The 19,890-nt window shown below is 62.4% G+C and carries 19 protein-coding genes; 7 read left to right on the top strand and 12 right to left on the bottom strand.

Translation table 11 applies throughout. The features are described from left to right. Nucleotides 1–116: 116 nt before the first annotated feature. Complete coding sequence (locus JHX88_RS12340) at nt 117–320, bottom strand: dodecin family protein (RefSeq protein ID WP_076523073.1); 204 nt, start codon at nt 318–320, stop codon at nt 117–119. Nucleotides 321–386: 66 nt separating this feature from the next. On the opposite strand from JHX88_RS12340, the gene JHX88_RS12335 reads away from it, so the two are divergent. Beyond that, the gene (locus JHX88_RS12335) at nt 387–746 is read left to right on the top strand and encodes a Rieske (2Fe-2S) protein (RefSeq protein ID WP_076523072.1); all 360 of its coding nucleotides are present in this window, start codon (nt 387–389) and stop codon (nt 744–746) included. A 59-nt stretch (nt 747–805) separates the two neighbouring features. Here the strand turns inward: JHX88_RS12335 and JHX88_RS12330 are convergent, their stop codons facing one another. From JHX88_RS12330 to guaB, 7 genes are all read right to left on the bottom strand, one after another. Continuing rightward, entirely contained in the window at nt 806–1,846 is a 1,041-nt protein-coding gene (locus JHX88_RS12330) for an ABC transporter substrate-binding protein (RefSeq protein ID WP_076523070.1), read from the bottom strand. Between the two features lie 83 nt (nt 1,847–1,929). Then, nucleotides 1,930–2,673: an SDR family oxidoreductase gene (locus JHX88_RS12325; protein WP_076523068.1), complete on the bottom strand. Its 744-nt coding sequence runs from the start codon at nt 2,671–2,673 to the stop codon at nt 1,930–1,932. Between the two features lie 52 nt (nt 2,674–2,725). After that, on the bottom strand, nt 2,726–3,667 hold the full coding sequence (locus tag JHX88_RS12320) for a TPM domain-containing protein (protein ID WP_076523066.1): 942 nt from the start codon (nt 3,665–3,667) through the stop codon (nt 2,726–2,728). After that, nucleotides 3,664–4,545 (bottom strand): polyphosphate kinase 2, encoded by an 882-nt coding sequence (gene ppk2 / locus JHX88_RS12315; RefSeq protein WP_076523734.1) that lies wholly within the window; start codon nt 4,543–4,545, stop codon nt 3,664–3,666. Before ppk2 ends, JHX88_RS12320 begins: the two co-directional genes overlap by 4 nt. A 5-nt stretch (nt 4,546–4,550) precedes the next feature. Then, the gene (locus tag JHX88_RS12310) at nt 4,551–5,477 is read right to left on the bottom strand and encodes a homoserine O-succinyltransferase (RefSeq protein WP_076523065.1); all 927 of its coding nucleotides are present in this window, start codon (nt 5,475–5,477) and stop codon (nt 4,551–4,553) included. A 5-nt stretch (nt 5,478–5,482) separates the two neighbouring features. Further along, nucleotides 5,483–6,334 carry an ATPase gene (locus JHX88_RS12305; RefSeq protein ID WP_076523063.1) on the bottom strand — a complete coding sequence of 284 codons (852 nt, stop codon included), beginning with the start codon at nt 6,332–6,334 and terminating at the stop codon, nt 5,483–5,485. A 420-nt stretch (nt 6,335–6,754) separates the two neighbouring features. Then, nucleotides 6,755–8,203 carry an IMP dehydrogenase gene (gene guaB, locus JHX88_RS12300; RefSeq protein ID WP_076523061.1) on the bottom strand — a complete coding sequence of 483 codons (1,449 nt, stop codon included), beginning with the start codon at nt 8,201–8,203 and terminating at the stop codon, nt 6,755–6,757. 270 nt (nt 8,204–8,473) lie between these two features. On the opposite strand from guaB, the gene JHX88_RS12295 reads away from it, so the two are divergent. Further along, nucleotides 8,474–9,613, top strand: coding sequence for an outer membrane protein transport protein (locus JHX88_RS12295; RefSeq protein WP_076523059.1), 1,140 nt, complete (start codon nt 8,474–8,476; stop codon nt 9,611–9,613). 262 nt (nt 9,614–9,875) lie between these two features. On the opposite strand, the gene parE is transcribed toward JHX88_RS12295, so the two are convergent. The 4 genes from parE to JHX88_RS12275 all read right to left on the bottom strand — a co-directional run bounded on the left by parE (nt 9,876) and on the right by JHX88_RS12275 (nt 13,283). Next, nucleotides 9,876–11,837, bottom strand: coding sequence for a DNA topoisomerase IV subunit B (parE, locus tag JHX88_RS12290; protein WP_076523057.1), 1,962 nt, complete (start codon nt 11,835–11,837; stop codon nt 9,876–9,878). Nucleotides 11,838–11,945: 108 nt separating this feature from the next. Then, the gene (locus tag JHX88_RS12285; protein ID WP_076523055.1) at nt 11,946–12,320 is read right to left on the bottom strand and encodes a type II toxin-antitoxin system death-on-curing family toxin; all 375 of its coding nucleotides are present in this window, start codon (nt 12,318–12,320) and stop codon (nt 11,946–11,948) included. Continuing rightward, on the bottom strand, nt 12,320–12,568 hold the full coding sequence (locus tag JHX88_RS12280; RefSeq protein WP_076523053.1) for a type II toxin-antitoxin system Phd/YefM family antitoxin: 249 nt from the start codon (nt 12,566–12,568) through the stop codon (nt 12,320–12,322). The genes JHX88_RS12285 and JHX88_RS12280 overlap by 1 nt, the downstream gene beginning before the upstream one ends. A gap of 55 nt (nt 12,569–12,623) precedes the next feature. Beyond that, nucleotides 12,624–13,283: a glutathione S-transferase family protein gene (locus JHX88_RS12275; protein WP_076523051.1), complete on the bottom strand. Its 660-nt coding sequence runs from the start codon at nt 13,281–13,283 to the stop codon at nt 12,624–12,626. A 164-nt stretch (nt 13,284–13,447) separates the two neighbouring features. Between JHX88_RS12275 and JHX88_RS12270 the strand changes: the two genes are divergently transcribed. From JHX88_RS12270 to JHX88_RS12250, 5 genes are all read left to right on the top strand, one after another. Next, on the top strand, nt 13,448–14,122 hold the full coding sequence (locus tag JHX88_RS12270; protein ID WP_176011388.1) for a DUF1007 family protein: 675 nt from the start codon (nt 13,448–13,450) through the stop codon (nt 14,120–14,122). After that, nucleotides 14,119–15,051 carry a nickel/cobalt transporter gene (locus JHX88_RS12265; RefSeq protein WP_076523048.1) on the top strand — a complete coding sequence of 311 codons (933 nt, stop codon included), beginning with the start codon at nt 14,119–14,121 and terminating at the stop codon, nt 15,049–15,051. The genes JHX88_RS12270 and JHX88_RS12265 overlap by 4 nt, the downstream gene beginning before the upstream one ends. Before the next feature lie 167 nt (nt 15,052–15,218). After that, nucleotides 15,219–18,653: a pyruvate carboxylase gene (gene pyc / locus JHX88_RS12260; protein WP_076523046.1), complete on the top strand. Its 3,435-nt coding sequence runs from the start codon at nt 15,219–15,221 to the stop codon at nt 18,651–18,653. Nucleotides 18,654–18,999: 346 nt separating this feature from the next. After that, complete coding sequence (locus JHX88_RS12255) at nt 19,000–19,365, top strand: NADH-quinone oxidoreductase subunit A (RefSeq protein WP_076523044.1); 366 nt, start codon at nt 19,000–19,002, stop codon at nt 19,363–19,365. Continuing rightward, nucleotides 19,365–19,889 (top strand): NuoB/complex I 20 kDa subunit family protein, encoded by a 525-nt coding sequence (locus tag JHX88_RS12250; protein WP_076523732.1) that lies wholly within the window; start codon nt 19,365–19,367, stop codon nt 19,887–19,889. Before JHX88_RS12255 ends, JHX88_RS12250 begins: the two co-directional genes overlap by 1 nt. The last annotated feature ends 1 nt before the right edge of the window (nt 19,890 follow it).

Here is a 19,890-nt window from a genome sequence, read left to right as displayed (position 1 = left end):
TGATTTCATGTGCCTGTCGTGATTCATCGCTCGAAAACCGAGCGGTGATATGTGCGAACTTTCCTAGTCACGCCGCCCGCGACATGGCGGGCGGCGTGACAGGCCATCTTGTCCCGTCAGTCGTCCAGGATGAATGTGACCATCATGTTGACGCGATAGCCGGTGATCTGGCCACCATCGCAATCGACACTCTGCTCCTTGATCCAGGCGCCCTTGACGTTACGAAGGGTCTCGTTGGCGCGCTTGACGCCTTTCTTGACGGCATCCTCGAAACTGGTTTCCGATGAAGCCGAAATCTCGGTTACTCGTGCAATGGACATCGTGATGTTCTCCCTTTCACCTATTGAGACTATGACCAACGCATCGTTCTTGAAGGAGGTTCCTCGATGAGCTGGACCGACTATTCCTCGGCCCCCGCGCCGGGCACGCCGATCTGTGCTGCATCCGATATCGAGGATGTGCGGGCGCTGTCGGTAACCACCGAAAAGGGCAGCTTCCCCGTGCTGGTCCTGCGCGCTGGCGAAACCTTCCGCGCCTATGTCAATGCCTGCCCGCATCAATATCTGCCGCTGAATTATCGTGGCGATCAGCTTATATCGGCAGATGGCACGAAACTGATGTGCACGGCGCATGGTGCGCAGTTCGACATCCATTCAGGCGAGGTGCTGCAGGGCGCCGATTGCGGTCTCGACGCCGTGCCGATCGAAGTCAGCGATGGCCAGATCCGTATCGCGGCCACGGGCTGACCTTTTCTTCTTCATGCAAGTATCCCCGGGGGTCCGGGGGCAGGCAGCCCCCGGCTTCCTCAGAAACCGGCCTTGATCTTCTCGAACTCGGCAAGCTGCTTTTCCCGCTGTGCCGGATCGTTCGGGGTCTGCGCAAGAATCGGCGCATCGACCTCGCTCAACCCGTCCTTGACTGCCTGTTCATCCTCGATCGTCGCCATCGCCTCGGTCGATGTGTGGCCGTAACCGATCGTATCCAGCAAAGCCTTGCCCGCCGAAGGCTCCAGCCAGGCATTGATGAAGTCATAGAGTTTTTCTTCGTTTCCCGGACCGTTCTTGATGTTCACGAAGCCGCAGAAAAAGGTCGAAGACCCTTCCTCTGCCGCGCGCTGGAAACCAACGGGATAATCGTCCTCTTGCAGATAGACCACGCCATCGTTCCATGACCAGGCCACGTCCACCGCGCCCGAAGCCATCAGCTGCGCCTGTTCGCTCGGATCGGCCCAATAGGCGGCGACGTTCTGATGCGCCTCGCGCAGCCAGTCGGCGGCGGCCTGGAATTGCTCGTCCGTGACATCGGTCCAGTCGGTGGTGCCGGTTGCCAGATAGGCGAGCGCCCAGACATCGTCGGAACTGTCGGGCAGCGAGGTGCGGCCCTGGTATTTCGGATCGACGAAAACCTGCAGGCTCGCGACATCCTCTTCGGGCACCGTTTCGGTGTTGTAGGCCACCGCGGTGGCGCCCCAATCGGTCGGTATATACCAGACGCCCTCGCCATCCTTGAATATCTCGGAATCGAGGAATTTCGGATCGAGCTTGTCGAAATTCGGGATCTTCGACGTGTCCCATGGCTCGATCAGCCCGGCATCGCGATATTTGCTGACCATCTGGCTGCAAGGATGGACCAGATCGGCCTGGAAGCCCGAGGCGATTTTCTGGAAGGCCTCGTCGTCATCGCCGAAAAAGGCATAGGTCGGGCTATCGCCATGCTTGTCGATATAGGCCTGGAAAATCGACGGTTCCTCGAAGCCCGCCCAATCGAAGACCGTCAATTCGGGATCGGCGGCAAATGCCGGTGCCGCGAGGGCGGACACCAGCATGGTGGTGGAGAAAAGACGCATGTGAGGGGCTCCTGTTGGTCGCGTTTTACCTGACGCTAGCCGCAGCACCCGCACCGCGCAAGAGGATCGCGCATGGCGATTGTTCACCGCATGCGCAATGCGCCGTCCAGCCGGATCACCTCGCCGTTCAGATAGCCGCTTTCGACGATGAAACCGGCCATGCGGGCATATTCCTCGGGGTTGCCCAAGCGCTTGGGGAAGGTGACTTCTGCGGCCAGGCTGTCCTGCACATCCTGCGGAAGACTGCGCAGCATCGGCGTGCTGAAGATGCCCGGGGCGATGGCGCAGACGCGGATTCCCTGGCCAGCCAGATCGCGGGCGATCGGCAGCGTCATCCCGGCGATCCCCGCCTTCGAGGCGGCATAGGCCGCCTGTCCCTTTTGCCCGTCATATGCAGCGATAGAGGCGGTGTTGACGATCACACCTTTCTCTTCGCGCTGGTTCCTGACCATCTCGGCGGCGGCAAGCCGCAGCACGTTGAAAGTGCCGATCAGGTTGATCTCGACGGTGCGGCGAAACCCGTCCAGCCGATGCGGACCTTCGCGCCCCACGGTCTTTTCCCCGGTCGCGATGCCGGCGCAGTTCACGCAGATATCGATGCCGCCCATGATTTCGACCGCCTTGGCGATGGCGGCGGTCACGCTGGCCTCATCGGTCACATCGGTCTGCGCATAGCCCGCGCCGATCACGGATGCCGCCTCTGCTCCGGCCGCATCGAGATCGAGCACCACCACCTGCGCCCCGCAAGACCGAAAATGATTGGCCGTTGCGGCCCCCAATCCCGAGGCGCCCCCGGTCACGATGGCGCGCGCGTTCGACAGATCCATGCCGTCCTCCCTGTGATGTTCCTGATGATGTCATGCCATGTGGAGAGCCGTTCTACCAGCGCCCTGAAGCACCTCCGCCCGAGGATGAGCCGCCGCCAAAGCCGGCACTGCCATGATGATGCCTGGAATGGCTGTGCTCCTCATAGGAGGATGTTGAATGGGGGGAAAACATCTTGATCCGCTTGGGACGACTTTTCTGCGATGCCCAACCACATTCCGGGCAAGCCCGCCAATAGCAGATGCCCCGAACCTCCTGACCGCGAAAATTCTTGAAATCGGCTCCCCCGGACATGCGGACAAGACCACGATGGTTGCATTCCGGACAATTGCGGAAGCGAAGCAGGATCTCGCGAATGCCGCCTCCGATCAAACCGGCAAGCGAAGCCGCCTGCCACAGGACAAAAAGGCTGAATGGCACCAGGAACATCGCCAGCAAGGGCCATTGCCAGATGGGAGATTTGCCGGTGTCCGTCCCGATGTCAGAACCGGGTGGCGTCAGTTGTGATCCGCTATGGGCGGGGCGTGCGATGCGGTCGATGACCGCAAGTGTGCCGTCACGTATACCCTGCGACATCTGGCCTGCGCGGAAATCGGGCAGCATGGTCTTGTCCATGATGTCGCGGGCGATGGCATTCGCAGCGACAGGATAGCCCGCACCCAGTTCGATCCGCGCTTCGCGATCGTCGATCAGGACCAGTATCATGAAACCGTCATCGCGCCGGGCGTCACCTATGCCCCAATGATTGAATAGCCGCGTCGCGAAGGGCTCCAGTCCGTCACTTCCGCCATATTGCGCCCGGTTCTTCAAGGTGACGACGGTTCCCTGGGTGCCGGTGGAATCGTTCAGATCGATCAGCGCCCGATCCAGAGTGACAATGTCCCCTCCAGTCAGGATTTCCGCGAGGTCATTGACCCTGACATACTGCCAATCTGGCAGCTCCTGCCCGATTGCAGGCCATGCCAGTGCCAGCCATATCAGCGCAGCCCGGATCACCGTTTCAGCATCTCTGGCCCTCCGGCGATCTTCGGGTCGATTTCGCCGATGGCCTTTTCATCCTTGCCCGCGTAATCGACGGCGTTCAGCACCGTCTGGATCGCCGCGATCCGGGCCCGGCGCTTGTCATCCGAGCGGATCACCGTCCAGGGCGCGATGGGCGAATGCGACAGGTTGAGCGTCTCTGTGATCGCTTCGGTATATTCGTCCCATTTCGCCAGCCCGTCGACATCGATGCTGGACAGCTTCCATTGCTTAAGCGGGTCCTTCTCGCGGTCGAGGAAACGCTGCAATTGTTCGGCCCGGCCGACATTCAGCCACAGCTTGACCAGCACGATACCGTCATCGACCAGGGTCTGCTCGAAGCCGGGAAGCTGGCGGAAGAAGGCATTGCGCTGGACATCCGAACAGAATCCGAACACCTTTTCGACCACGCCGCGATTGTACCAGCTGCGGTCGAACAACGCGATTTCGCCTGCCGCAGGCAGCCAGTCCGTGTAGCGCTGGAAATACCATTGCCCGGATTCGCGCTCGGTCGGCTTGGGCAGGGCGACGATATAGGCCGAGCGCGGGTTCAGGTTTTCGCGGATGCGCTCGATCGTGCCGCCCTTTCCGGCGGCGTCGCGGCCCTCGAACAGGACCACGAGGCGCTTGCCGGTTGCGTTCACGTCATGCATCAGCCGCACGAGCTGAAGCTGCAAGAGCTTCATCTGGTCCTTGTAATCATCCTTGTCCATTTCTTCGCGGTAAGGATAGCCGGGATCGAGGACCTCGTCCTTGTCGGCCTTTTCAATGGGTTTGCGGATCTCTTTCGGGGCCTGTTCCTCCAGATATTCGCTGATCGCGCCGACGAGCGGAAGTTCCGGCATCTTGGACATGATCGTCATCCCTCTCCGATACGGGTGATGTCAAAGCTGGTCGTCTGGTAGATCTCGTTGATCCAGTTACCGTAAAGCAGATGCGCATGGCTGCGCCAGCGGTTCGCAGGCGCCTGCGCGGGGTTGTCATCCGGGTAATAGTTGCGGGGCACGGTGACCGGCCTGCCATTGTCCACGTCGCGGTCATATTCGTCCTTGAGCGTGGTGCTGTCATATTCCAGGTGATTGAAGATATAGAGCGCGCGATGACCGGTATCCTCGACCAGGCAGGGGCCGACCTCGTGGCTGGCCAGCAAGGTGGTCAGCGCGGGACGTGCGTCGATATCGCTTTGACGCACCTCGGTCCAGCGGCTGACCGGGACCAGCACATCATCCGAGAAGCCGCGCAGATAGGGCGAGGTGGGGAACAGGTTCCGGTGACGGAAGCAGCCGAAGGCCTTGTGATCCAGCATATGTTTTTCAAGCCCGTGGAAATGCCATGCCATCGCCATCCCGCCCCAGCAGACGCCGAAGGTGGAATGGACATGGGTCTGCGTCCAGTCGAAGACCCGCCTCAGCTCGTCCCAATAGGTGACATCGCCGAAGGTCAGATGCTCGATCGGCGCGCCGGTGATGATGACCCCATCGAATTTTTCGCCGGTTTCCTCGACTTCGCGGAAGGGGCGATAGAAGCTTTCCATATGATCGGCGGCGGTATGGCGGCTTTCATGTTCCGACATGCGGATCAACTGGAAATCGATCTGCAGGGGCGTGGCGCCGATCAGCCGGGCGAACTGGTTCTCGGTCTGAATCTTCTTGGGCATCAGGTTCAAAAGCCCGATGCGCAATGGCCGGATATCCTGCATTGCGGCCCGCCCCGGCGACATCACCATCACGCCCTCATCCGACAGGATGCGGTAAGCGGGGAGATCTTCGTTCAGGGTGATGGGCATTGTCATTATTCCTTGCGATCGATGGCGCGGGCCACCAGTTCGGTGAAGTCTGATGCGTCTCGTACCGCCGTGACTTCCTCGGCGGTGACGGTGATGCCGCGCTGTGCCATGGCGGCATAGCGCGGTTGGCGATGGGCCAATGCGCGAGCATAGGTCCAGCGGATGAAAGCGTCGGGATTGACCGGCGCGGGGTGTTTGTCGGTGTATTCCCTCCACGCGGCGCGAAGGAAATCCGGCTGGTAATACATGGGCTTGGGAGCCTTGTCGAAGCGGTGGACCAGTTCCGCGGTATGGTCGTCCGATCCCTTGATCCAGACCATCAGCATCCGGTCTTCCATGGCCTTCAGCACCGGGTCGTCGGAATTATCGGGGTCCACCACCTCGCAGACCGAGCCGCTGGTGTCGCAGATGAAATGGTCATAGCCATAGATGTCCTGCGCGCGTTCGATGAAATGGCCGGTATCCAGCATCGCGGCGATCTCGGCCGCGCGGTGCTGGTTCTGGCGCTTCATGTATTCGTCGAAATCCAGCCCGCCCTGCGCCGGATCGCCCGGCTTGCCCAGATAGGTGGACAGGGGCGCGAGGTTCTCGAAGGTGATATTGCTGGCGATATAGACACTGTCGGTCATCAGCAACTCGCGCAGCAGCGGCACCTGCATGGCGTGGCGCTTGAAATTGTCGGTGATCCGCTCGCCCATGTAGCGCGTGCCGATGCGGTAGTCGACCGAGTAATGGAACCAGTCGCCGGTCTCGCGCAGCATCGAGGACAGAAAGGTCTTGCCCAGCCCCGACATGCCGAACAGCGCGACGCGCTTATGCGGGGCCGAGAGCCATTCCTTGCCGGTCTTGTAGATCATGTTCCACCTTTTCGTGACCCGGGCATAGGTAATGCGGCGGGGGAAAAGAGGGAAGGGGGTGCGGGCAAATGCCCGGCAGTGCAACAGGCCGCGCGCCGCATTCGCATCGCAGGCAACGGCCTTCCCGTTTTCCCCAGCAATTGCTGTGAGTTTCACTGCACAACCCGTGCACCGCGCATGCACAGCCTGTACACAGGGCGCACACAGGCAGCGCCGGCTACTATGGGTTCAATGGCGATCCGGCGCGGCAAGGCGCGGAGACAGATTCCATTTGGCAAATAATCCCCCTCACTTTCGAGTAATCATTTCCCTCATGGAATAAATGATCGCACCGGAGAAAACCCGTGCCCCTTCTTCTTCATGCAAATATCCTCGGGGGGGCCGGGGGGCGAAGCGCCTCCGGTTTGCGCGGGACGCGAATTACCCGATGCGGTAATTCGGGCTCTCCCGCGTGATCTGCACGTCGTGGACATGGCTTTCCTTCAGCCCCGCCCCGGTGATCCGCACGAATTCGCAATTGCGGCGCATCTCCTCGACGGTGGCGCAGCCGGTATAGCCCATCGCCGCCCGCAATCCGCCGACAAGCTGATGGATCACCGTGCCCGCCGGGCCCTTGTAGGGCACCTGGCCCTCGATCCCCTCGGGCACCAGCTTGTCGGTTGCGGCGTCTTTCTGGAAATAACGGTCGGCCGAGCCGCGCGCCATCGCCCCAAGGCTTCCCATGCCGCGATAGCTCTTGAAGCTGCGGCCCTGGTACAGGATGATCTCTCCGGGGCTCTCGTCGGTGCCCGCGATGGCGCTGCCGACCATGGCGCAGCTTGCCCCCGCCGCGATGGCCTTGGCGAAATCTCCCGACAGCTTGATGCCGCCATCGGCGATGACCGGCACATCGCCCGCCGCGCTCGCGGCATCCATGATCGCGGTCAGTTGCGGCACGCCGACGCCCGCCACGACCCGCGTCGTGCAGATCGACCCCGGCCCGATGCCCACCTTGACCGCATCCGCACCGGCTCCGATCAGGGCGCGAACCGCTTCGGCGGTGGCGACATTTCCTGCCACCACCTGCACCTCGTTCGAAAAGGCCTTGACCCGCTCGACCGCCTTGGCAACGCCTGCCGAATGGCCATGCGCTGTATCGATCACCACCATGTCCACCCCGGCCTCGATCAGGGCCTGCGAACGCTCGAACCCGTCATCGCCGACGGTCGAGGCGGCGGCCACGCGCAGCCGGCCCAAATCGTCCTTGCAGGCCAGCGGGTTCAGCACCGCTTTTTCCGTATCCTTGAGCGTGAGAAGCCCGGTCAGCTTGCCCTGCCCATCGGTGACCAGCAGCTTCTCGATCCGGCGCTCCTTCATCAGGTCGATGGCCTGCTGGCGGTCGGCGGGCTCGGTCAGCATGGCGAGCCGGTCGGATGTCATCATCACCCGCACCGGCGTCCTGTCGTCGCTGGCAAAGCGCATGTCGCGATTGGTCACGATACCGACCACGCGGCCATCGCTTTCCACCACCGGGAAGCCGGTGACTCTATAGCGCTCTTGCAGCGCCTTGGCATCGGCCAGCGTCTGGTCGGGGGCAAGCGTGATCGGCTTGTAGACGATGCCGGATTCGAAGCGCTTCACACGGCGCACCTCGTCGGCCTGCTGCTCGGTGGTGAGGTTGCGGTGAATCACGCCTATTCCGCCCGATTGCGCCATGGCAATCGCCATCCGGCTTTCGGTCACCGTATCCATGGCCGAGGACAGCAGCGGGATATTCATCCGGATCGAACGCGTCACATGCGTCGTCACATCCGCCGTCGAAGGCAGGACGGTTGATGCGGCGGGAACCAATAGAACATCGTCAAAGGTGAGAGCCTCACGAATCTGCATGGCGGGGTCCTTGCGATCATGTCGTTTGGCAGTTTCCCCTTTCATGCAATGGCGGATTTGTCCAGAGCGGATATGCGGCGTTTCACGCCCCCCTCTGCAGGTTTCCGTGGCAAAAAAGAGTTGCCGCGAGGACACGGTGACGCAACGGCAGGTGGAACCGACGTTACGTCACATCTTCGTAACAATTGATTCGCACCGGCTTGGCGCTAGGCTGGATCACCAAGGTTGACCCGGGGCTGAGGAGGCCCGGACCTGTAGAGGGAGGTATCTATGAAATACGTGTTTTCCGGCGCCACCGCATTGCTGATCAGCGCCGCACCCGTCATGTCCGGCGGCATCGACCGCAGCGGCCAGTTCCTCGGCCCGCTCTGGGAGCCGGGTAATTATGCCGAGTTCAGCTTTGCCCATGTCAAGCCGACTGTCAGCAGCAATATTGCGGATGTCGGCGGAATAGGTATTGGCACGACCAATACTGCCGATGTCGCGGACAGCTACAGTCAGTTCGGTCTGGCATATAAAAGGCAGTTCAACGACAACCTGTCCGGGGCCGTGATGCTCGACCAGCCATTCGGCGCCGATATCGATTATCCTTTCGCCCCGGAAGGGTCGCCTTATTTGGGCGGCACAGGTGCGGATGTTTCCGCGACCGAGCTCACCGGGGTGGTCCGCTACGTGATGCCGGAAACCGGCTTCGGCGTGCATGGCGGTATTCGCGCCCTGAGCACCTCTGCCGATGTGCATCTGGGCGGCGCGGTATTCGCTGCGCAAGGTGCCGATGGTTATCACCTCAACCTCGACCGGGAAACCGATATCGGCTGGCTTGCGGGCGTTTCTTGGGAGAAGCCTGAAATCGCGGCACGGGTTGCGCTGACCTTCAATTCTGCCATCGAGCACGAGTTCGACTCGATACACAGGATCGGCGGGGTGCAGGTTGCGCCGAATGACAAAACCAAGGTGAAGATGCCTAAATCCGTGAACCTGGAGTTTCAGACCGGGATCGCGGAGGATACATTGCTGATGGGCTCGGTTCGGTGGGTTGACTGGTCCGAATTCAAGGTCCGGCCAAGTGTTCTGGGGGGAACGAGCCTGACCAATTTCGAGGACTCGACAACCTACACGATCGGCATCGGCCGGAAATTCACCGATCGCTGGTCGGGCGCGGTCTCGTTCCTCTATGAAGGTGACGGCGATGGGGTCGGAACCCCGCTGTCGCCCTATGAGGGCAAGAAAGGCATTACCCTCGCGGCTGTCTATACGCAGGACAATGTCAAGATCACGACCGGCATCAGCTATGTCAAGCTGGGCGCTGCGGATGTCGGAGTCGGCGAAGGAGCCGAAAGAGTTGTCATCGGCGAAAAGGACGAGGGCAAGGTCTGGGGCGTCGGCGTGAAGGTGGGCTACAGCTTCTGATCGCAATCTCCCATGAACTCGATAGGCCCCGGCATCCGCGCGGGGCCTTTTCATTGGCACCGGCGGTTTGCGTCCCGCAATGGCCGGGACGCTGCCGGTTGCCGGCAGGTCTCTTGACCCAGTGGCGCATCGTCCGGCAACCCATGGTGTTTGTCCAAGGGGCTATGCAAGCTGAACTTGTATGGATCTTGAATGAAGAAGAAGGGGCAGGGGCCTGACATGTCCCTGCCCGGATAGGGCTTGGCCCGACGGTCAGCCGGTTTCAGACATCCAGCTCTTCGACGAAACGCGCATTCTCCTGGATATACTGGAAACGCAATTCGGGTTTCTTGCCCATCAGCCGCTCGACCAGGTCGCCGGTTTCGCCGCCGGTCTCCTCGTCGATGCTGACGCGGATCAGCTTGCGGGTGTCGGGATTCATCGTGGTTTCGCGCAGATCCTTGGCATCCATCTCGCCCAGGCCCTTGAAGCGCTGCACGTCGATCTTGCCCTTGCCGCCCAGGCCCTTTTCCTCCAGCCGCACCTTCTCGGCATCGTCGGCGACATAGACGCGGTTCGCCCCCTGCGTCAGCCGGTAAAGCGGCGGGCAGGCGAGATAGAGATGGCCCTTGTCGAGCAGCGGGCGCATCTGGGTGAAGAAGAATGTCATCAGCAGGCTGGCGATATGGGCGCCATCGACATCGGCATCGGTCATGATGATGATCTTGTCGTAACGCAGGTCATCCAGGTTGAACTTCGTCCCCATCCCGGTGCCGAGCGCCTGGCACAGGTCGTTGATCTCCTGGTTCGCGCCCATCTTGCTGGAGGCGGCGCCGAGCACGTTCAGGATCTTGCCGCGCAGGGGCAGAAGCGCCTGGTTCTTGCGGTCGCGGGCCATCTTGGCACTGCCGCCGGCCGAGTCGCCCTCGACGATGAACAGTTCGGTGCCGTCGCGGGCCGAATTCGAGCAATCGACCAGCTTGCCGGGAAGCCGCAGCTTCTTGGTGGCGGATTTGCGGGCGGTTTCCTTTTCCTGGCGGCGGCGCAGCCGTTCCTCGGCCCGCAGGATCAGGAAATCGAGGATCGCGCCCGCCGATTTCGTATCTGCCGCCAGCCAGTTGTCGAAATGGTCGCGCACGGCCCCTTCGACCAGCTTCTGCGCCTCGGTCGTGGCCAACCGGTCCTTGGTCTGGCCGACGAATTCGGGATCGCGGATGAAACAGCTGACAAGCGCGCAGCCGCCGGTCAGCAAATCCTCGCGGGTGATCTGGGCGGCCTTCTTGTTGTTCACCAGCTCGCCATAGGCGCGGACGCCCTTCAGGATCGCGGCCCAGAAACCGGCCTCATGCGTGCCGCCCTCGGGCGTGGGTACGGTGTTGCAATAGGACTGGATGAAACCGTCGCGTGAGGGCGTCCAGTTGATCGCCCAATCGACCTTGCCCGGCGCGTTGAAGCGCTTGAAATCGACGCTGCCGGCAAAGGGACGCTCGGAATAGGTGGTGGCGCCGCCGAGCGTCTCGCCCAGATAGTCGGCCAGCCCGCCGGGGAAGTGGAAGACCGCTTCCATGGGCGTGTCGTCTTCCTCGATCTCGGATTTCCAGCGGATCTCGACGCCCGAGAACAGATAGGCCTTGGATTTCACCATCTTCAGCAGCCGAGCGGGCTTGAAGCGGTGATGGCCGAATATCTCGGCATCGGGGTGGAAGGTGACGGTCGTGCCGCGGCGGTTCGGGGCGGCGCCGAGTTTCTCGACCGACCCGAGCGGAACCCCGCGCGAGAAGCTTTGCTGGAACAATTCGCGGTTGCGCGCGACCTGCACCACTAGGCTGTCGGAAAGCGCGTTCACCACCGAGGCGCCGACGCCGTGAAGGCCGCCCGAGGTCTCGTAGGAATCGCCCGAGAACTTGCCACCCGCATGCAGCGTGCAAAGGATCACCTCGAGCGCCGATTTGCCGGGGAACTTGGGATGCGGGTCGATCGGGATGCCGCGGCCGTTGTCCCGGATGGTCACGCTGTAATCGGCGAGCAGTTCGACCTCGATCCGGCTGGCGTGACCGGCGACGGCCTCGTCCATGGAGTTGTCGAGGATCTCGGCGACCATGTGGTGCAGCGCGCGTTCATCCGTGCCGCCGATATACATGCCGGGGCGCTTGCGGACAGGTTCGAGCCCCTCCAGCACCTCGATGGACGAGGCGGAATAGCTGTCGACGCTGATGTCGGCGGCGGAAAGAAGATCATCGGCCATCTGGACTGCTCGTTTCTCGTTCGTGTTTGGTCGACTATCTCATGCGAGGGGTTATCGGCGCAAGGGCTTGTGGGGCGAGGAAGCGCTTGCGCAAGCCCTTGCGGGAGGTCAGGCGGTGCCGCGCAGCCATTCGGCCAGGCCGCCATCGTCGATCAGCCCCTGGGCAAGGGCGATGATCTTCTGGCCGATTTCCTCTGCCGACCAAGTGATCTGCACGCCGTTGAGATCGAGAAAGGCGTCCATGGATTGATGCGCCGTCCGCTTGTTCGCGTCGTTGAAGCAATGACCCTGCGAGATCGCCATCGCATACATCGCCGCGATATCGAACAGATCGTCAGTCATCCCGTAGGCGATGCGGTTATCGACCCGGGCAAGGGCTGAATCCAGGGATTTGTCCATGGCCATTCCCGGCAATTCACCGGGATTGAGAACCTCGTCATGGATCGCCTCGACCAATTCGGCGGTCAGAAGGAGCAATTCCATTACTTGTCTTTCAGATAATCCAGCACAGGTTGATTGACTGCCCGCCGACGCCGCAGCGATTCCATCACCTCTTCGCGGGTCGCATGGCGATGCTGTCCCTTGTCCGTCGCCTCTTCGGGCACGAGGTAACCGACAAGCTGCGAATTCTTCAGGATCGCCACCGGCTTGCCGCCCGAGCGTTCCAGCACCTTATGCGGTTCGCGCAATTCGGTCATGGTGCAGATATGGTTGGTCAGCAGTCGGGTCATGGCGGCATCCTTTCAGATGCCATTATATTATGCATTTGAGTGCATATTTCAATGGCTATGCGGGTTCGGCGTTCCGTGCTTCCCACATCTTCTGGAATGCCGGACGGGTCTGGCAATCCGCCAGCCATGCCTGGATCGCCGCGTAACGCTCCATCAGCGGATCGAAGCTCTGGGCATAGCGTAGCACCTCGGCCATGTTGACATCGGCAACGGTAAAGCGCCCGCCGACCATGTGGCTATGGGTGGCAAGATGGTTTTCCACCACCCGAAGCGGCCTTGTCAGCCGTTCGGCGGCATTCCGGACCGCGGCGTGATCGCTGGCCGACTGGGCTTTGCCGGAGCCATGCAGATAGAGCAGCGTCAGCGCGTCGGGCTCGATGGCGGTGGCGGCGTAGAAGCTCCACAGCATCATCAGTGCGTCCTCCTGCGGATCGGCGGGGCCGAAGGGCTGGCCGTATTTGCGCGCCAGATACAGGGTACAGGCCATCGATTCGGTCAGTATCAGTCCACCATCCTCGATCACCGGGATGGCGCTGGCGGGCGACAAGGCCAGGAATTGCGGCGAGCGGGTATTGAGCGGTGCGTCCGTGGCGTCGGGATCGGGCAGGCGATAGGCCTGGATCACCGGGACCTGCTCGAATTCGATGCCGATCTCGTGGCATAGCCAGATAATGCGCGAGGCGCGCGAGCGGGTGACGCCGTGGATGGTCAGCATGGAAAGCTCTCCTCTTTACATATCGACGGCATGGTGGGGGGATGTGACGCGGGGCCGGGGGGAACTGTCAAGCCGATTCATATTCATGCCGTTGTCAGGCAGCCGTGAATTGCATTGGCGCCGCAAGCGAATTAACAGAAGGCGCAGTTCCGCGCGAGGTCTACGTGTTACCCCACCGCCTGATTACCGCTTTGTGCCTGTCGCTGTCGCCCGCCGCGGCATTGGCCCATCCGCATGTCTATATCGATGCCGGGCTGACCCTGATCCTTGACGACAGCGGCGCCCTGACGGGGTTCGAGGTCGAGTGGAGCTATGACGAACTGTATTCGCTCCTGATCATCGAGGATATGGGGTTGGACCAGGACGGCGACGGCGTCCTGACCGAGGAGGAGAACGCCCTGATCCAGGGGTTCGACTCGGATTGGGAGCCGGGCTTCGATGGCCGGCTCTATCCGCGCGTGGATGGCAGGCCTGTCGTCCTTGAAGACGTGCGGGATTTCACGGCTGAATATCGCGATGGACGGCTGATCTCGCGCCATCTGCATCCGCTGGCCGAACCGCTTCCCATGGAGGCGCCGTTGCAGGTTCAGGTTTACGATCCTGAATTCTATGTGGATTTTTCGATGCCAGAGGTGCCGGTGATCGAGGGGCGCGAGGATTGCGAGGTCGAATTGATCCCTGGCGATCCGTCTGCCGCGCCCGATGCCTATCGCGAGGCGATCGAGGCCGTGCTGGGCGCCGGAACCGATCCGGCAGAGGCCGATGTCGTGACCGTCGATATCGGTTCGGCCGGAGCCGACGAGGCCGATATCCGTTGCGACCCGGGGCAGGGTGGATGACCCGCAGCGCCGCCCGCATCCTTGCCATCGCCGGTTTGCTGATCGCTGCCATCGTCATGCTCCTGTGGCAAAGCGGCGGTTTGGCCGGGATACAGCAATGGGCCGCGATGCAGCAGCGCGAGGCGCAGACGCTGATGGCCGGGGCGTTGCGCCGGCTGCGGGCGGGCGAGCCGGGGGCGAATCTCGCGCTGATGGGAATCTGTTTTGGCTATGGCTTCCTGCATGCGGTCGGGCCGGGGCATGGCAAGGTACTGATCGGTGGATACGGGTTCGGCACCAAGGTTGCCCTTGGACGGCTTGCGCTTCTGTCGGTGGCGGCCTCGCTGGCGCAGGCTTTGACGGCGGTGCTGCTGGTCTGGGGCGGGCTGACGATCTTCGATCTGTCGCGCGAGGCGCTGACCGACCTGACCGAGGACAGCATGGCCGATATCAGCGCCGCAATGATCGGTTGCGTGGGGTTGTGGCTGGCATGGCGTGGGCTGCGGATGCTGCTACGCGCCGGTCGCAGCGAAGGGCATCGCCACGATGAACATCATCACCACGATCATGTCCACGATGCCGATTGCGGCTGCGGTCATGCCCATGGTCCCAGCATCGAGGAAGCCGCCGCCACCCGCTCGCTACGCGATGCGGTCGCCCTGATCGCGGGTATTGCGGCGCGTCCCTGCACCGGTGCGATATTCCTGCTGCTGCTGACATGGCGGATGGGGTTCTTTCCTGCCGGAATCGCCGGAGCCATGGCAATGGGGCTGGGCACCGCCTCGGTCACCCTGGCGGTTGCGGTATTGTCGGTCTGGGCGCGCGAGGGCAGTTTCGCCATGATGCCCGACACCGGCCCGCTGGCCGCGATGGCCCGTTGGCTGCCCGGAATCCTGCAGCTTGCCGCGGGGGCGGTGGTGGCTATCGTCGCCATGACTTTGCTGGCATAATTGGCGCGGGCATATGTCCGCGCGCGCTGGAATCGTCTGGGCCGGGCCGCCCTGTAATCAGCGAGCCTGCGCCTGCTCTCATCCCAAGGTGAGAGATCGCCGATACTGATGCTTGCGCTGCGGTGCAGCATCGTTAGGATGCGCGAAATCGTCGATGGGAGACCGGCATGTTTCAAAAGATCCTGATTGCTAACCGTGGCGAGATCGCCATTCGAGTCATGCGCGCAGCCAACGAGCTTGGCAAGCGAACGGTTGCCGTCTATGCCGAAGAGGACAAGCTGGGCCTGCACCGCTTCAAGGCGGACGAGGCCTATCGCATCGGCGAGGGGCTGGGACCGGTCGCGGCCTATCTGTCGATCTCCGAGATCATCCGGGTGGCCAAGGAATCCGGTGCCGACGCGATCCATCCGGGCTATGGCCTGCTGTCCGAGAATCCCGATTTCGTCGATGCCTGCCGGAAGGCCGGGATCACCTTCATCGGCCCCAAGGCCGAGACGATGCGCGCCCTTGGCGACAAGGCCAGCGCCCGGCGGGTGGCGATCGAGGCGGGCGTGCCGGTGATTCCCGCGACCGAGGTTCTGGGCGATGATTTCGACGCCATCAGGACAGAGGCCGATGGGATCGGCTATCCGCTGATGCTCAAGGCGTCCTGGGGCGGCGGCGGACGCGGGATGCGCCCGATCAATGGCCCGGACGAGTTGATCGACAAGGTCCGCGAGGGCCGGCGCGAGGCCGAGGCCGCCTTTGGCAATGGCGAGGGTTACCTGGAAAAGATGATCCTGCGCGCCCGCCATGTCGAGGTGCAGTTGCTGGGCGACAGCCATGGCGGGCTGTATCACCTGTATGAACGCGACTGCACCGTGCAGCGCCGCAACCAGAAGGTGGTCGAGCGCGCGCCCGCTCCCTATCTGACCGAGGCGCAGCGCGAAGAGGTCTGCGCGCTTGCGCTCCAGATCGGCGCGGCCGTGGGCTATCAGAACGCCGGCACGGTCGAGTTCCTGATGGATATGGACAGCGAGCAGTTCTATTTCATCGAGGTGAACCCGCGCGTGCAGGTCGAGCATACCGTGACCGAAGAGGTCACCGGGATCGACATCGTGCAGGCTCAGATCAAGATCGCCGAGGGCGCGACACTGGCCGAGGCGACCGGGGCAGGGGCCCAGGGCGAGATCGAGCTGTCGGGTCACGCGGTGCAATGCCGGGTCACGACCGAAGATCCGCAGAACAATTTCATCCCCGATTACGGGCGCATCACGGCCTACCGCTCGGCGACCGGCATGGGTATCCGGCTGGATGGCGGCACGGCCTATTCGGGCGGCGTCATTACCCGCTATTACGATTCGCTGCTGGTCAAGGTCACGGCATGGGCGCAGACTCCGGATCAGGCGATCAAGCGGATGGACCGGGCGCTGCGCGAATTCCGGGTGCGCGGGGTCAGCACGAATATCGATTTCGTCATCAACCTGCTGAAACATGAGACGTTCCTCGACGATACCTATACGACGAAATTCATCGACACGACGCCCGAGCTGTTCACCTTCCGCAAGCGCCGCGACCGGGCGACCAAGATCCTGACCTATCTGGCCGACATCACCGTGAACGGCCATCCCGAGACGGCCGGGCGCGAGGCGCCCCCGGCTCAGGCCCGCGCCTTGCTGTTGCCGGCGCCGACCGCCGAACCTGCGCCCGGCACAAGGCAAATGCTGGAAGAAAAGGGGCCGCAAGCCGTGGCCGACTGGATGGCCGGGCAGAAGCGCCTGTTGATCACCGACACGACCATGCGCGACGGGCACCAGTCACTGCTGGCGACGCGGATGCGCTCGATCGACATGATCCGGGTTGCGCCGACCTATGCCGCCAACCTGCCACAGCTTTTCAGCGTCGAATGCTGGGGCGGGGCGACCTTCGACGTGGCTTATCGGTTCCTGCAGGAATGCCCATGGCAGCGGCTGCGCGATATCCGCGCGCAGATGCCCAACCTGATGACGCAGATGCTGCTGCGCGCCTCGAACGGGGTGGGCTATACGAACTATCCCGACAATGTGGTGCAGTTCTTCGTCAAGCAGGCCGCCGAAACCGGGGTCGATGTGTTCCGCGTCTTCGACAGCCTGAACTGGGTCGAGAACATGCGCGTGGCCATGGATGCGGTCATCGACACGGGCAAGATCTGCGAGGGCTCGGTCTGCTATACCGGTAACATGCTGGACCCGGACCGGTCCAAATACGACCTGAAATACTATGTCCAGACCGCCAAGGACCTGAAAGCCGCCGGTGCGCATGTGCTGGGGCTGAAGGACATGGCGGGCCTGCTGAAACCCGCCGCCGCGACGATACTGGTCAAGGCGCTCAAGGAAGAGGTCGGTCTGCCGATCCATTTCCATACCCATGACACCAGCGGCATGGGCGGCGCGACCATCCTAGCGGCTGCCGAGGCGGGCGTCGATGCGGTGGATTGCGCCATGGACGCGCTGTCGGGCAATACCTCGCAGCCGACGCTCGGTTCGGTGGTCGAGGCACTGGCCGGGACGGAACGCGATACCGAGCTGGATATCGGCCATATCCGCGCCATCTCGAATTACTGGGAGCGGGTGCGCGACAATTACGCGGCCTTCGAATCCGGCCTGCAGGCCCCGGCTTCCGAGATCTACCTGCACGAGATGCCGGGCGGCCAGTTCACCAATCTCAAGGGGCAGGCGCGCTCGATGGGGCTGGAGGATCGCTGGCACGAGGTCGCCCAGATCTATGCCGATGTGAACCGGATGTTCGGCGATATCGTCAAGGTCACGCCGTCGTCGAAGGTCGTGGGTGACATGGCGTTGATGATGGTCTCGCAGAACCTGACGCCCGAGCAGGTGATGGACCCCGAAGTGGATGTCAGCTTCCCGGATTCGGTCATCGACATGATGCGCGGTAACCTGGGGCAGCCTCCCGGTGGATGGCCCGAGGCGATCCAGAAGAAGATCCTCAAGGACGAGACCCCGATCACCGACCGCCCCGGCGCGCATCTGAAGCCGGTCGATATCGAGGCCGAGCGGGCCAAGCTGTCCAGGGAACTGGAGGGCAAGGCCGTCGATGACGAGGACCTGAACGGTTACCTGATGTATCCCAAGGTGTTCCTCGATTACATGGGCCGCCACCGAATCTATGGCCCGGTGCGCACCCTGCCGACGCGGAACTTCTTCTATGGCATGGAGCCGGGAGAAGAGATCACCGCAGAGATCGATCCCGGCAAGACGCTGGAAATCCGCTTTCAGACCCTTGGCGAAACGGATGAGCAGGGCGAGGTCAAGGTGTTCTTCGAACTCAACGGCCAGCCGCGCAGCGTCCGGGTGCCGAACCGCAAGGTGAAATCCGAGACGGTGGCTCGGCCCAAGGCGGATTCCTCGAATGCCGGTCATGTCGGCGCGCCGATGCCCGGCGTGGTGGCCTCGGTCGCGGTCAGCGCGGGGCAGGCGGTGAAGCAGGGCGATCTGCTGCTGACCATCGAGGCGATGAAGATGGAAACCGCCATCCATGCCGATCACGACGGCACGGTGAAGGCGGTTCACGTCTCGCCCGGCGCGCAGATCGACGCCAAGGACCTGATGGTGGAGATCGAGTAGCGGCCCCGATCGCAGCCGCCTGGTCATGAAGATCCGGGTGCTGCCCGGTGAATCGCAGGCGATTTCGCCAAAAACCCTGCCAGCCATTGCGTTGGTAGAACCCGGCGGCCTGAAACTCGGTCGTGTAGAGCACGGCGGCGCTGCATTTCCGGCGCCGCCACCTTGCTGTCCGGATGTTTGCCCCGAAGGATCCACGGGACAAAAAGAGAAAAATCGTCACATTTCATGGATTGCCAAGTGGCCCCGGCCCGTTGACCCCGCTGGCCGTCGGGTCTAAACCCTGCCCAAGCCAACCCGTCGCGGGGCAGCCAGCAAGATCCTCGCGACCGATAAGGGGATTTTGCCCGTGGAACATCTTCTGCAGGAATATCTGCCGATCCTCGTCTTTGCGGCGATGGCCTCCGGCCTTGCGCTGGTCCTGATTCTCGCCGCCGTGGTCATTGCGGTCCGCAATCCCGACCCCGAAAAGGTCAGTGCCTATGAATGCGGTTTCAACGCCTTCGACGATGCGCGGATGAAATTCGATGTCCGGTTCTACCTGGTCTCGATTCTGTTTATCATCTTCGACCTCGAAGTGGCCTTCCTGTTCCCCTGGGCGGTGGGCTTCGCGGGGCTGTCCGACGCGGCTTTCTGGTCGATGATGGTGTTCCTCGCCGTGCTGACGGTCGGCTTTGCCTATGAATGGAAGAAGGGGGCGCTGGAATGGGCGTGATGACCGGTGCCAATACCGCCGGGGCCGACCGCGAATTCGCGACGAAGGCCCTGAATTCCGAGTTGCAGGACAAGGGTTTCCTGCTGACCACGTCGGAAGATATCATCAACTGGGCGCGCAACGGCTCGCTGCACTGGATGACCTTCGGCCTGGCCTGCTGCGCGGTCGAGATGATGCAGGTCTCGATGCCGCGCTACGATGTCGAACGTTTCGGCACCGCGCCGCGCGCTTCTCCGCGCCAGTCGGACCTGATGATTGTCGCCGGTACGCTGACCAACAAGATGGCCCCGGCGCTGCGCAAGGTTTATGACCAGATGCCGGAACCGCGCTATGTCATCTCCATGGGCTCCTGTGCGAATGGCGGCGGCTACTACCATTACAGCTATTCGGTGGTGCGTGGCTGCGACCGTATCGTTCCGGTGGATATCTATGTCCCCGGCTGCCCCCCGACCGCCGAGGCGCTGCTTTACGGTATCCTGCAACTTCAGCGCCGCATCCGGCGCACCGGCACGTTGGTGAGGTGAG

The organism is Paracoccus saliphilus, assembly GCF_028553805.1.
GTDB classification, from domain to species: domain Bacteria; phylum Pseudomonadota; class Alphaproteobacteria; order Rhodobacterales; family Rhodobacteraceae; genus Paracoccus; species Paracoccus saliphilus.
This window is presented reverse-complemented; position numbering and strand designations above follow the sequence as displayed.

Coding starts and splice junctions, on each gene's coding strand:
- JHX88_RS12280 (WP_076523053.1), bottom strand. CDS start 12,568: ATGACCCGACTGCTGACCAACCATATCTGCACCATGACCGAATTGCGC.
- JHX88_RS12340 (WP_076523073.1), bottom strand. CDS start 320: ATGTCCATTGCACGAGTAACCGAGATTTCGGCTTCATCGGAAACCAGT.
- guaB (WP_076523061.1), bottom strand. CDS start 8,203: ATGCAGATTCGTGAGGCTCTCACCTTTGACGATGTTCTATTGGTTCCC.
- ppk2 (WP_076523734.1), bottom strand. CDS start 4,545: ATGTCCAAGATGCCGGAACTTCCGCTCGTCGGCGCGATCAGCGAATAT.
- JHX88_RS12305 (WP_076523063.1), bottom strand. CDS start 6,334: ATGATCTACAAGACCGGCAAGGAATGGCTCTCGGCCCCGCATAAGCGC.
- JHX88_RS12335 (WP_076523072.1), top strand. CDS start 387: ATGAGCTGGACCGACTATTCCTCGGCCCCCGCGCCGGGCACGCCGATC.
- JHX88_RS12325 (WP_076523068.1), bottom strand. CDS start 2,673: ATGGATCTGTCGAACGCGCGCGCCATCGTGACCGGGGGCGCCTCGGGA.
- JHX88_RS12265 (WP_076523048.1), top strand. CDS start 14,119: ATGACCCGCAGCGCCGCCCGCATCCTTGCCATCGCCGGTTTGCTGATC.
- parE (WP_076523057.1), bottom strand. CDS start 11,837: ATGGCCGATGATCTTCTTTCCGCCGCCGACATCAGCGTCGACAGCTAT.
- JHX88_RS12275 (WP_076523051.1), bottom strand. CDS start 13,283: ATGCTGACCATCCACGGCGTCACCCGCTCGCGCGCCTCGCGCATTATC.
- JHX88_RS12285 (WP_076523055.1), bottom strand. CDS start 12,320: ATGGAATTGCTCCTTCTGACCGCCGAATTGGTCGAGGCGATCCATGAC.
- pyc (WP_076523046.1), top strand. CDS start 15,219: ATGTTTCAAAAGATCCTGATTGCTAACCGTGGCGAGATCGCCATTCGA.
- JHX88_RS12250 (WP_076523732.1), top strand. CDS start 19,365: ATGACCGGTGCCAATACCGCCGGGGCCGACCGCGAATTCGCGACGAAG.
- JHX88_RS12295 (WP_076523059.1), top strand. CDS start 8,474: ATGAAATACGTGTTTTCCGGCGCCACCGCATTGCTGATCAGCGCCGCA.
- JHX88_RS12310 (WP_076523065.1), bottom strand. CDS start 5,477: ATGCCCATCACCCTGAACGAAGATCTCCCCGCTTACCGCATCCTGTCG.
- JHX88_RS12330 (WP_076523070.1), bottom strand. CDS start 1,846: ATGCGTCTTTTCTCCACCACCATGCTGGTGTCCGCCCTCGCGGCACCG.